Annotated in this window: 12 protein-coding genes and 1 pseudogene; 1 reads left to right on the top strand and 12 read right to left on the bottom strand. The window is 39.2% G+C overall.

Annotated features, from left to right (window positions below):
* Positions 1-362, top strand: a pseudogene (locus U0M88_RS08750) (acetyl-CoA C-acyltransferase); the annotation flags it as partial.
* Positions 363-397: 35 nt separating this feature from the next.
* Here the strand turns inward: U0M88_RS08750 and U0M88_RS08745 are convergent.
* From U0M88_RS08745 to U0M88_RS08690, 12 genes are all read right to left on the bottom strand, one after another.
* Positions 398-1,432, bottom strand: coding sequence for a M42 family metallopeptidase (locus tag U0M88_RS08745; protein WP_195221858.1), 1,035 nt, complete (start codon positions 1,430-1,432; stop codon positions 398-400).
* Between the two features lie 32 nt (positions 1,433-1,464).
* Positions 1,465-1,695, bottom strand: a complete 231-nt coding sequence (locus U0M88_RS08740; RefSeq protein ID WP_229035524.1) for a MarR family transcriptional regulator — start codon at positions 1,693-1,695, stop codon at positions 1,465-1,467.
* Positions 1,646-2,578, bottom strand: a complete 933-nt coding sequence (locus tag U0M88_RS08735; RefSeq protein WP_229035523.1) for an ATP-binding protein — start codon at positions 2,576-2,578, stop codon at positions 1,646-1,648. Before U0M88_RS08735 ends, U0M88_RS08740 begins: the two co-directional genes overlap by 50 nt.
* Positions 2,579-2,581: 3 nt before the next feature.
* Positions 2,582-2,950 carry an AlbA family DNA-binding domain-containing protein gene (locus U0M88_RS08730; RefSeq protein WP_229035522.1) on the bottom strand — a complete coding sequence of 123 codons (369 nt, stop codon included), beginning with the start codon at positions 2,948-2,950 and terminating at the stop codon, positions 2,582-2,584.
* A 315-nt stretch (positions 2,951-3,265) separates the two neighbouring features.
* A complete protein-coding gene (locus U0M88_RS08725; protein WP_195221857.1) occupies positions 3,266-4,345 on the bottom strand; it encodes a radical SAM/SPASM domain-containing protein in 1,080 nt (359 codons plus the stop codon).
* Positions 4,346-4,421: 76 nt separating this feature from the next.
* Positions 4,422-6,566 (bottom strand): 1,3-beta-galactosyl-N-acetylhexosamine phosphorylase, encoded by a 2,145-nt coding sequence (gene gnpA, locus U0M88_RS08720; protein ID WP_168964507.1) that lies wholly within the window; start codon positions 6,564-6,566, stop codon positions 4,422-4,424.
* Complete coding sequence (locus U0M88_RS08715) at positions 6,563-8,047, bottom strand: UDP-glucose--hexose-1-phosphate uridylyltransferase (protein WP_168964506.1); 1,485 nt, start codon at positions 8,045-8,047, stop codon at positions 6,563-6,565. The genes gnpA and U0M88_RS08715 overlap by 4 nt, the downstream gene beginning before the upstream one ends.
* Positions 8,048-8,058: 11 nt before the next feature.
* Positions 8,059-9,150, bottom strand: a complete 1,092-nt coding sequence (locus U0M88_RS08710) for an ABC transporter ATP-binding protein (protein WP_331869570.1) — start codon at positions 9,148-9,150, stop codon at positions 8,059-8,061.
* Between the two features lie 12 nt (positions 9,151-9,162).
* Entirely contained in the window at positions 9,163-9,336 is a 174-nt protein-coding gene (locus tag U0M88_RS08705) for a DUF6903 family protein (RefSeq protein WP_168964504.1), read from the bottom strand.
* A gap of 16 nt (positions 9,337-9,352) precedes the next feature.
* Positions 9,353-10,228 carry a carbohydrate ABC transporter permease gene (locus U0M88_RS08700; protein ID WP_117446858.1) on the bottom strand — a complete coding sequence of 292 codons (876 nt, stop codon included), beginning with the start codon at positions 10,226-10,228 and terminating at the stop codon, positions 9,353-9,355.
* Positions 10,229-10,239: 11 nt separating this feature from the next.
* Positions 10,240-11,121 (bottom strand): carbohydrate ABC transporter permease, encoded by an 882-nt coding sequence (locus U0M88_RS08695; protein WP_331869569.1) that lies wholly within the window; start codon positions 11,119-11,121, stop codon positions 10,240-10,242.
* A 76-nt stretch (positions 11,122-11,197) separates the two neighbouring features.
* The gene (locus tag U0M88_RS08690; protein WP_331869568.1) at positions 11,198-12,547 is read right to left on the bottom strand and encodes a carbohydrate ABC transporter substrate-binding protein; all 1,350 of its coding nucleotides are present in this window, start codon (positions 12,545-12,547) and stop codon (positions 11,198-11,200) included.
* Between the last annotated feature and the right edge of the window lie 290 nt (positions 12,548-12,837).

Below are 12,837 nucleotides of genomic sequence, written 5' to 3'. Positions count from 1 at the left end.
GTGTAGATCCACGCGTAATGGGATTAGGTCCTACCCCAGCTATTTTAAACGCTTTAAAATATGCTGATCTTTCCATCAATGACATGGAATTGGTTGAGTTAAACGAAGCCTTCGCCGCTCAGTCTTTAGGTGTAATTCATGAATTGGAAGAAGCAACCGGTATGGATCGCGAAGAATTCTTAAAGAAAACTAACGTCAATGGTGGTGCCATTGCCTTGGGACATCCAGTTGGAGCCAGTGGTAACCGTATCTTAGTTACACTTTTATATGAAATGAAAAAACGTGGTTTGAAGACCGGTCTTGCCTCTTTATGTATCGGTGGTGGACAAGGTGCTGCCGTTATCATAAAGATGTGCGATTAATTATTCAATCAAAAAACGAGTAGAGTGCAAATACCCTACTCGTTTTCTTTTGTGATATAGCTCATAATCAACTCAACTGTATTTTCCAAAGCCTTATAATGTGTTCTTTCCATACCATGGGAAGCTTGTACTCCAGGGCCAATCAATGCCCCTTTGATATTATTTCCTCCTTTTAAGGCGGCAGACACATCACTGCCATACATCGGATAAATATCAACGGCATAACTTAACTGTTTTTCTTTAGCCAGGCGAATCAGATCACTTGTCATTTGGTAATCATAAGGGCCGCTGCTGTCCTTAGCACAAATGCTGACATCGTATTCTGTACAAGCCAGGTCTAAACCGATACATCCCATATCGACTGCCAACATAGAATCTATCTCATCCGGCAAGGCAGAAGCGCCATGGCCTACCTCTTCATACGTGCTAAAAAGAAAGATCAGATTTGTAGCAGGCTTGATATTTTCATCCTTTAATGTCTTCAAAACCGAAAACAAGCAGGCACAACTGATCTTGTCGTCTAAGAATCGTGACTTGATAAATCCACTTTCGGTAACAGTTGTCTTTGGATCAATGGCGATAAAATCACCATTTGAAATTCCCAGTTTCAAAACATCCTCTTTTGTCTTCACGATTTCATCAATACGTACTTCTAAAGTATCCGCTTTTCTTTCTAAGCTGCTGGCATCCGGATGCACATGTTTACTGGCTGCCTGGCATAATATCGTTCCGGTATAAACTTTATTTTCACGCGTGTAAATACGGCAATATTCAGAATCAAAGGTTGGCAATGTCGGAGAACCGATGGGAGTAATGGCCAAATAGCCATTATCTTTGATTGAGCGCACCATTAAACCTAGGGTATCACAATGCGCACTTAATCCCAGGGTATGATTTGTATCTTTTCCTTCAACCTTGATCATCAAATTCCCTTTTTGATTTCGAACTATATCATAGCCTAATGCCTTTGCCTCTTTTTCTAAAAAATCGATCGCATGCATAGTAAATCCAGTTGGTGAATCCACCTGCAATAGTTTTTGTGCAAAATTCAATATATATTCTTTCTCCATTATCTTTATTCCCTTCTATACTTTCTGCTTGATTATACCACTTTTTGGACAATCCACCGCCCTTTGCGATTCGATCCTTCCCGCACCAGCAAATGCTTTTCTTGTAGTTCCTTGATTAGCGTTTGCACTTGTTTTCTGGAAAGCCCTAAAGCCTCCATAAGTTGAACTTGTGTCATCGACGGATTCTTTTCTAATAAAGTCAAAATTTCCTGTTTATGATCGGCTCCTTTTTTTGGCTCCTTTTTGGCTCCTTTTATTTTCATCTACCAAAAATCCTTCATGTATAAACAATCTAGATATGAAATAACTATGATTTTCATCTGTTTCAAATTCAGGTTTAGGTGAACCATTGGCCTCAAGTGCATCCAAGATTTTCTTAAATCCAGTATTTCTTCCCTCCGTAAGATGAAGTTCTTTTAAGAAATCACCAATTCTTCGATTTCTATATCGACGATTCGATACACGATAATGTTTTAACCCTTCCTGTGTAACTGATCTGTCTGGCCCGGGAAAACTGATAATTTCTATACGATCGCGTTCTACACGTACTTCAATAGGTTCTCTAATATCATAAGCACGATGATAAACTGCGTTTGATAAAGCCTCTTCAATCGCCGCAAAAGGATAATTAAAGAAACGATCTGCTTCAGCCCTATCCGGATGCTTGATGACTTTTTCGGTGATAATCATATTTTTTATAAACTGAAGCGCAGCTCTAAGCTGTTGATGAATTGGGCCTTTAAATGTATTTTCTATGATATCATTACCACCTAAACCATCAGGAAATTGCACGATATCAATTTGCGTATAAGGGAAAAACTTATCTGGTTCCATACTAAAAAACATTAAACCGACATTTTTAGGTTTTACATATTCAGGAAGATTACTGATGATATTCATATCATGACAAACTTCTATAAAATCACCATTTTTTGATTTCTCATACAACGAACTTTTCACTTCTTTTAGATAATTCTGAATTAAAGTAATATTTAAATCCGATATATCAGCCTGATGATTTACTCTATCATCAAATGGAACACGATTAGCCAATGTAAATAAATCTTTTTCTTCATCGTCTGATGGTTCCACTGTATTGGATGCTTTACGAATATAGTGAATATGTTCTTTATGATCTTTTGCCAAAGTTTAAGGAGAAGAATACGGTCTATTATCTCCTCCAGGACACCAGATCACAATAAATTGTTTATTCTGATATGTTTCTACACCAATAATGGGTGTATAAGCTGGGCGAATTAACTTACATTTTGAAAATATATTTTTCTGATACGAATCTAATTTCTCACTGGGAACTCCTTTTAGCGGATAAACAGGACGACCATCTTTTTCTTCAACTCCAATGACAATATATCCGCCACCCCAGTTATCCAAATCGTTGGCAAAGGCACAAATCGTTTTTAAAGAAGTAGCTGCATCCCAAGTTTGTTTGAATTCAATTCTTGCCCATTCTACTACCTCTCCAGATAATAATGTCTTGATATTTGTCGGTATTGCCATTCCATCACATCCTTCCTGCCTATTTTTGTCTAACCTTTATTTTTCTACACCATTTTTTGAGTAAATGAACTACTCTTCTCTTTCAAAAATTTGTATCCATCAAACAAATATAAATATCACATATAAATGTTTTAAGATTTCACAAACCAACCTGTTGACTACTTTTATCATCACTTTCGATTGAATTTATAGTATCGTATCAAATACATCTTACTAAGTCCTTACTTATACAATATAAATGTTATTGGTTTCGTAAAATTTTTAAAGATCTAAAATTCCAATTGAAATTGTATTCATATGTGTCTTCCTTTTCCATTAATAAAACTTTCTGGCCAGAAATTCTAAACGACTGACCGCATGCTCTAAAAAGTCTTTGTAGCCACAATAATTTTCATCAAAATAGGTGATGTTCAATCGTTTACAATTTTGATGACAAATTGATTCAAACGGACAGTTGAGACAAGCTCTGCTAGTACGTTTTGGACTGTTAAAAAAAGCCTTGGCTCCATCACTTTTGATTATGTTGTTTAAATCGTCCGTCTTTATATTTCCACAAAGATATTCATCTAAGGCATAAAAATCACAGGGGTACACATTCCCATTTGCTTCGATAACCGATTGAAAGCTGCAGTTTCCGCACATACCACACGATTGTGGCCTGCGACGTTGAAACAAAAGAATCAAATTATCAAATAAGGTGATACTGATATAGTTTCCTTTTTGTACTTCTTCAAACCAGTCATTAAAAAAAGTCTTATAAAACGAAGCGAATAGTTTAGGTGTTAAAGCATATCGTGTTGTACCCTGCAACGGTGGCAGGCAGGGAATGAACTGTACATAATGAAGCTGATGTTTTAAGATCCATTGAAACAGTTTTTGCGGATGTTTTGCCAAATATGAAGTTAAAACGATCAAAACGTTTACCTCAACGTCATGTTTCTTTAATAGATTCATTGCCTGTATGACTTTTGTATAGGTTGGATTCCCTTTTCCATCCAATCGTAAAAAATCATGATTGTCTTTATATCCATCTAAAGAAATGCCGACAAGAAAATGATTCTCTTTAAAGAAAGCACACCATTCGTCGTTAATCGAAAGACCATTTGTCTGTATCGCATAGTGTATGTTTTGATTTGTCTTATACTGATTGACATATGCGATAAAAGCACGATAAAAAGATAGACCGGACAGTGTTGGTTCTCCACCTTGAAACGCAAATGTTATGTCTTGATACAAGCCAAGTGCCTGTTTGATCAATGCTTGCATCGTATCTTCTCGCATGATGTTATACGAAGGGATTTCTCGATGATCGACCACATCTTTATAGAAACAATAACGACAGTCCATATTACATAAAGAAGAAGCCGGTTTGATTAAAAAACTGATTGAATTCATATTTCTAGTTTATCAAATCTATACAAAATTCTCAAAACGCAAAAAAAGGATCCCTCTTACGAAGAATCCTTCCAGTCTAAATATCAAACCACTGAATTGCACAGGCATCCAGTTCAACCTCAAAGGAGGAACCGTCACCTTTATAAATCGTTGATTTTTGTGGTTCATACGTATTGTTGACAACGCAGAAACTGTTGGTCGATGGATAAACATTGACATCTAAATTATAGTTGTCACTGTACCATTTCTTCATGTCATTTTCTTTATGTGCCGCAAAGAAGATCGCACGATATAATAGACGTGTATTTTCAAAGCTGAATGGAAGACCGTTCATATAAACGGAACGTCCTTTACCATATTCATTCACAGCCAAATTTACATGAAAATCTTTTTCCCTCAGGATCATTGTGCCCGGTAAAGCATACACGTTATTGACACATTCACCCCAGTCCTCATGTTCTAACTGTTCGGTGATAAAGTGTTCATGCGTATCCCAGTTATACTTATCGGTATGCATCGTAAATCCTAACTCTTTATCCACACCTAATACATCGTATAGTGTAAAGAATTTACCATTCTTGGCACAGGCTGTTGGTTCGCCGACACCAATGAAACCGCCACCGTTATCGACATATTTACGTAAAGCGGCAATCACGGTTTCATCAAATTCTTCACCACCGCTAAAGCTTGTATAAGCAGCACCTACATTCAACAAGACATCAATATCATTTAATACCGATGGATCGTTACGCACTTCATCAAAACTGATAAAACGCACATCAAACGGGTATCCGCTCAAAGCTTCCATAACACCGGTAAACGAATAAATCTGTTTATACCAGATCGCATGGTGTACCAGATGTGTTCCCCAGCGACGAAGTTCACCCCAGCTGTTCAATACACCAACCTTCATAAGTGTATATGGTTTTTGCTGGTTGACATGAGAATATAACTCACGGAATTCATCACAGACTTTTTCGATGTAGTCAATAAATTCCGGGAATTTTAAAGCCAGTTTTAAATAACCGCCATATCCGATACGATCGACCGGACTTCTTAAAATGGCACGACGGGCAGTCACCCAGTTGATCTTGGCTTCCTTTAAAGGATCGCCACCTTCATGGAAAGTATCCGGGAAGAAGTATGGCAAAAATCTTCCTTCGGTATATTTCACACCTTTGATATCAGAAATTAGACGAAGTGTTGTTCCGGAACCTACCGAACCAACCACAGCATCTAAACCAATGGATTCAAAATACTTACCGAATGGTTCAGTACCAATCCAGTGATCGCCTAAGAACATCATGGCTTCTTTACCATATTCATGGCAGATATCGACAAACTTTTTAGCAAGCTTACAGACTTCTCTTTGTTGGAAATCCATAAAGTCGCGATATTCTTTGGTCGGTACGCAGAAAGTAGAGTTGTTGAAGCCTTTATTGATGATGTATTCTGGTCTGAACTTATAACCCACTTCTTCTTCAAACTGTTTTAAGATGTATGGAGAAACCGAAGCGCTGTAGCCAAACCAGTCAACGTATTTCTCTCTGGCCTGCTCGTCAAACTGCAATGTGAACTGATGAAAGAATGTCGTAAAACGAACAACGTTTACATCATCGCGTTCCTGACAAAACTTTCTGAATTTTTCCAGTACATACTTTTGTGTCTTTGGCTGACGTACATCAAAGGTCATCTGATGTTCTTCATCCTGCCAGTCATTTGTCAATGAATTGTACATGTGAACCGGATCCCAGATGACAAACGCCAGGAAGCTTACTGTATAGGCATGATAAGGAATCGCATCATGAATGATCACTTCGCGATTTTCTTCATCGTAATCCCAGTTTGTCACTACGGTATCCGTTGTACGATCAATGACTTCCCACCAACGGTGAATATCATCGATTGTGTTGGGTTTAAGCTGATCCTTATAGAAATGCTTCATGATCTGAATCTTACATTCAGTCTCTTTGGCCGTAACAAAATCAGACATCAGATACATTTGTTGAATTTCTTCTGGATTTGCCTTAGCCCATGTGTTATCTTTACGTGTTGTATAGTAAGTCGCATATTGTTTGATATCCATGGAACGTAGTTCTTTTGGCATATCGGTTCCATCACAGTCGCGAATCGCATCCGCCTTCCAGCGATGAATGATATCGATCGTATCATCTATGACATCGATATCCGTTGGTACTGTCACTCTTCCTTGTTTAATCATGTTAATGTCCCTTCTATTGTGTCAATCAATTTTTGAAACGCAATATCTCCTTTTTCATCAAAAGAATAGATGCCGCAATGTCTTAGTCCTTCCACAAAGACCCTGGCGACTTCTTCCTGCAGCTGTTCTTCCACGTTTTCTTTTGTCCAGGTCATGGATTGTTGAAGATTCTGCAGCCATTCTAAATGTGAATCTAAAAGATCTGAACAGGTACCATCTAATAAATAATCCTTCATTGCCTGCATTTCCGTTTTTAAACGGGCCGGCAATACTGCAAGTCCCATCACTTCGATCAGACCAATGTTTTCTTTTTTGATATGATGTACTTTTTCATGAGGATGAAATATCCCCATTGGGTGTTCCTTGCTTGTCCGATTATTTCTAAATACAAGATCCAGTTCATATCGATTGTTTCGATAACGCGCAATACTGGTAATGGTATTGTGCATCTGTCCATCTGTTTTGGCATAAACTTCAACAGCTGGATCATCATACTGCCGCCATACTTGCAGTATAGTATCTGCTACATCGATCAGTGCCTCCTTTTGCACCGATGATAAGCGCAATACGCTTAATGGCCAGAACAGACGATCGGCTCTTACATCCTCTGTCAGCTGAAAGCTTTGAACGACTTTCGCATTGGCCATGGCAAATTCATAATTCCCACCCTGAAAATGATCATGGGACAGGATCGATCCTCCCACGATTGGAAGGTCGGCATTGGAACCTAAGAAATAATGTGGAAACTGTTCGACGAATTCCAGCAGTCGAATAAAGGTTTTTCGACATGTTTTCATAGGTACATGTTCACCCTTTAACACAATACAGTGTTCATTGTAGTAAACATATGGAGAATACTGGAAGAACCAGTCTTCTCCATTTAATTTCAAAGGGATGATGCGATGGTTGCTGCGACCATCACATCGTAAACTTCCGTAATATCCTTCACATTCCTTACAAAGCACACACGATGGATAGCTTGTCGATACACTTTTTGATGCTTTGGCGATATCTCTGGGATCCTTTTCCGGCTTGGATAAATTGATCGTTATATCCATGATGCCGTACTCCGTATTCACTTTATAGGAAACATTCTTATCGATTCGGTCCTTGCGAATATAGTTACTGGCGATGCTGGTATGATAGAAATAATTGGTTGCTAGTATAGGAGAATTATTTTTTTTCGTCTCAAACGTATGAATCATTTCGGAAGGTCGCGGCATGAAACAATTCATAAGCTGAGAATCAAACGCATCGCGATTTCGCAAAGTATCTTCCAAGATTCCCTTTTTAACCGCAATATCACAAAGCATCTGCAGCAATTCACTGACATAGTGATAGGATACCCTTTGATCCGTTGGTGTATAATCTTCTTCTTTTAAACAGGCCAGAATGCGATTACGGGCATAGATTCGATCGGTTGGTTCCATCAAATGCTGCTCGATCGCATATTCCAGCAAAGTTTCAATGATTGCTTCCATACGTATCCCTTTTATACGATACGATTTTCTGTTTCCGGATCAAAGAAATGAATCTTGCTAAGATCCATGGTCAGATCCAGATCCTCATGTCCTTTGGCCTCCAGACGAGATGCGATCTTTGCACTCATGGCTTCTCCGTTATAAGTTCCATGCAGGATGTATTCATGACCTAATAATTCGGCTACATCAATGTGGAAGGTAAAACGAGCACTTGGATATGTCTGGGCGACGATCCCCTCGGCATGCATATCTTCCGGACGAATACCCATGATGACTTTTTTGCCGTTATACGCTTTCATCTTATCCTGGAACATATCCGGTACCTGAATCTTGTGATCTCCGGCTGTAAAGATGCCATCGGCATACATTCCATGAATGAAGTTTGTTGCCGGTGCTCCTAAGAAGCCTGCCACAAACATATTGGCCGGATTGTTGTAGATTTCCTTTGGTGTACCGATCTGCTGGATATAGCCGGCTTTCATGACAACGATACGATCGGCCATGGTCATGGCTTCGGTCTGGTCATGTGTAACATAAATCGACGTTGCACCGATACGCTCATGCAGCTTGATGATCTCACTACGCATCTGAACACGCAGCTTGGCATCCAGGTTACTTAATGGCTCATCCATTAAGAACACCTTGGCATTACGCACAATGGCACGACCTAAGGCAACACGCTGTCTTTGTCCACCGGACAATGCCTTTGGTTTACGATCTAAATAATCGGTAATTTCCAAGATACGAGCCGCTTCTTTTACACGTTTATCGATTTCATCCTTTGGTGTTTTTCTAAGCTGCAAGCCAAATGCCATATTGTCATATACGCTCATATGCGGATATAGCGCATAGGACTGGAATACCATGGCGATGTCACGGTTTTTGGGTTCAACATCGTTCATCAGTTTTCCATCGATATAGAACTCTCCGGCGGTGATATCTTCCAAACCGGCAATCATACGAAGTGTCGTTGATTTTCCACATCCGGATGGTCCTACAAATACGATAAATTCTTTGTCTTTGATCTCCAGATTAAAATCAAAGACAGCTTGTACATTGTTATCATAGACTTTATCTATATGTCTTAAAGACAATTCTGCCATATTACTTTCCTCCTACTGATACTTTCGATTGTAGAGATAGATCAGGATCATAATACCAATGACACCGACGATCTCCATCATCAAATTTGGGATTCCTATCGTTTTTTGTCCGATGACTACCAATGCAACACAAACAATAAAGGCAATCAAAGACAAAATCGTTTTAATGATATTGCTGTTTTGCATATGCATCCTCCTTCAATTAGTCTTTTAAACCACCAAGGCTCATACCTTGTGTCAACTTCTTTTGAACGATGATATACAAAATCAATGTAGGAACCATCGCAATCACCAATCCGGCATACATGACACCGTATTGAGCTGCTGAACGCTGTGCCTGCATCAGATTACGTAATCCGACAGATAAAGTCGCATGATCTGTCTGCAACAATGTAAAGGCAACGATATATTCATTCCAGTAAGCTAAAAACTGGAACAAAATAACAGTAATGATACTTGGTCTTGCCATTGGGATCATGATCTTTGTCATGGTCTTAAAATAGCCACATCCATCTATCAATGCAGCTTCTTCATAAGCTTTTGGTAACGTCTGGAAGTAACCTGTCAACAAGTAAACTGTAAATGGAAGACTTGTCGATGCATAAACAATCGCAAGTACTAACTTGTTGTCTATCAAAAAGTTAGTCAATCCAAGCATGTTATCAAAGTTAAACAACATCATATAGATCGGCAATACGATATAGTTCATATTGATGAACAATCCGGCCATAAACAAGAGATTCATAAATTTCTTTCCCTTGAAGTTGAAACGAGCCAGTACATAAGAACACGGCAATGCGACTACCAGTAAGATTGCCAATGCCATAGCTACAACGATGACCGTATTTAACAGATAATCGCCCATTCTGGCCTTTTCAAATGCCGTCACATAGTTTGACCACTGTAGTACAGCCGGTAAGGCCCATGGGTTGTCGGCATTTAATTCCAACTGTGTTTTCAAACTTGCCAAAAATACCCAAAGAATCGGAATAATGATCGTTACCGCAAAGACGATCATGGCAAAATATACAAAGATCTTGTACCAGGAATGTGGTGATAAGTTCTTAAGTTTTTTCATCGAGGCACCTCCTAATACTGTAATGGATCACGTTTTGTGACCTTATTCAATGCACCTGCCATCGCAAACGCCAGGATAAAGGTAATTACACCAATGGCCATACCATATCCCAGGTTTCCGGAGAAGGCTTTTGAGTACATGTAGTTCAACATAACCTGCGTACCAAACTGTCCATCGGTATTGACCTGCACAAACAGGAAGCTTAAGTTGATCGTTGAAATAACAAAGAATGTCAAAGTCTGACGAATGTTATCCCAAATCAACGGCAGTGTGATCATAAAGAACTGTTTTAGTTTTCCGGCACCTTCCAAAGAAGCTGCTTCATACAAGTTTTCTGGAATGGATGTCATACTGGCCATGTACATAACCATGTAGTATCCGATGGCCTGCCAAACCAGAGCTCCGATGATCGAAAAGATGATAATTTCCGGATCTCCCATCCACTGCCGACATAAGCTGTCGAGCCCAATCGTAGACAGGAAGCTGTTCAATAAACCATTGCTTGGTGCGTAAATAGCTGAGAAAATACCGGCGATAATCACAATGTTCAAAATGTTTGGAATATAGAAAATAACACGGAAGAAATTCTTTCCTTTGAAGTTTTCACGTGTTAATAATGTCGCAAACAAAATGGCCAAAGCAATCGTAAACATCGTTACGATCACAATGATGAGTATCTGATTCTGTATGGATTGCAGAAAGATATCATCTTTAAACAAAGTTTGGAAATTCTTGAGGCCGATAAACGTCTCCCCGCCGACAAATCCAGCTTTCTGATACAGTGAGTAACGGAATACCTGAACCGTTGGTATTACAATAAACAGTGTAACCAGAATTAGGGCAGGTGCCAGACAGGCGATGACAAAGCGGCGCTGTGATTTCTTTTTTGTCATAATGTCCAACCTCTCTCTTTTAAGTAGTAAGAAAGCGGTGAAGAATCACCGCTTTTTGTAAATATCACTGCGTTTCTTATTCTTTTGCTAATGGATTTTCACGTAATGTTGTCCAAAGCTCAGTCAGTGATTCTTGCCATGTATCAACAGATACACCTTCTTTACCACTGGCGATTTCTTCAATCGGTCCATAGATCGTACCCTTGAAGTCAACATCTGGTACAGCGGTAGCATCGTATGCAGCATATGTACCGGAAACAGCTTTTACGCCTTCCTGATTGTAAACATCAAACAGACCTTTTAACTGTTCGTCAGCTAACAAGCTAGCAGAATCTTTTCTTGGTGAAACAATGTTGTGAGAAGCAAAGATCTTAGCTGCATCTTCAGAATACAAGAATTTGATGAATTCTTTTGCATCATCTACGTTAGCAGCTTCAGCAGGGATCCATACTTGTTCTGTCATTGTTGTAACAACGCGTTCTCCACCTTCTTCAAAAGCAGGCAGTGGCATTACACCCCAAGAGAAGCCTTCCGGTGTAGTTTCAGCCATTTCACCGATGATCCAGGAACCATTTGGCATAAATACGGCTTTACCATCGATCATAGACTGCTGGTTCTTAGTGAAACCACCATCAACGTTAGCGTTGGCAACTGTATCTTTTTCTAAGTAGTTAGGTCCTACCAAGGTAGCTAAAGTTTCCAGAACTTTCTTACCTTCATCAGAATCCCAAGTACCTTCACCATATTTCAAAGCATTCTGGAAGTATTCTTCTCCACCAGCCTGATACAGCATACCTAATACCGTATTATCGAAGTATCCTTTGATTGGGTATGTGAATAAGTATTTGTCAGGGTTTTCACTATGTACCTGATCACCTAAAGCCCACATTTCATCCCAAGTCTTAGGAAGCTGATCTTCGGATAATTCAGCTTTGTTGTAGTATAATCCAGCAGGTGTGTACATGATTGGAGCCAGATATGCTTTTCCATCACCGAAGTAATCAGAAGTAGGTTCTGTGATAGAAGTATCGATTTCATCAGCAACTTCTTCCATAACATCACTGATGTCCAAAACGTTTCCGTTATTCAGCATTGACTCTGTATAATTGGAAGCCTGTCCCAGGTTGTAGTAAACCAAGTCAGCGTATTTTCCGGATGCATTGTCTTTCTGCATTTCCTGATCGATTTCTTTACTGAATCGGATCTGTACGTCAACTTCCGGGTTGGCTTCTTCAAATGCTGCGGCAGCTTCTTCCAGGAACTCTGTACCATTACCACCTTCAAAAGCATCAAAAGCTAGAATTCGTTGTCCATCATCATTTGTTGGCACTTCTTTTTCGCCCGAATCCGTGCTTCCTGAGCTACATCCAGTAACCATTGTAGCCATTGCCAGAGCCAAAGCTCCGGCTCTCATTAATTTGGTCATTATAATCCTCCTTTGAACATAGCTTTTAACTACTTAAAGTGTACAAAAATGTAAGCGCTTTTTCTATGCGATTCTTGTTTTCGATTTTAGAAATATTGCTTTTTGATAAATACACCTCAAAATTTCGAAATTTTCACATTATTCTGTGCTACACTTCTTTTAGTAAAAAAGGAGATTTTTTATGCGTCAACCTAATATACTTTTATTGATGTGTGATCAGTTTCGCGGTGACTGCCTTTCCATACAAGATCACCCCGATGTTAAAACACCTTTTCTAGATTCTATTGGAC

Source organism: Faecalicoccus sp., from assembly GCF_036552745.1.
GTDB lineage: Bacteria > Bacillota_I > Bacilli_A > Erysipelotrichales > Erysipelotrichaceae > Faecalicoccus.
The sequence above is the reverse complement of the archived record's forward strand: the minus strand, read 5'-3'. Positions and strand labels throughout refer to the sequence as shown.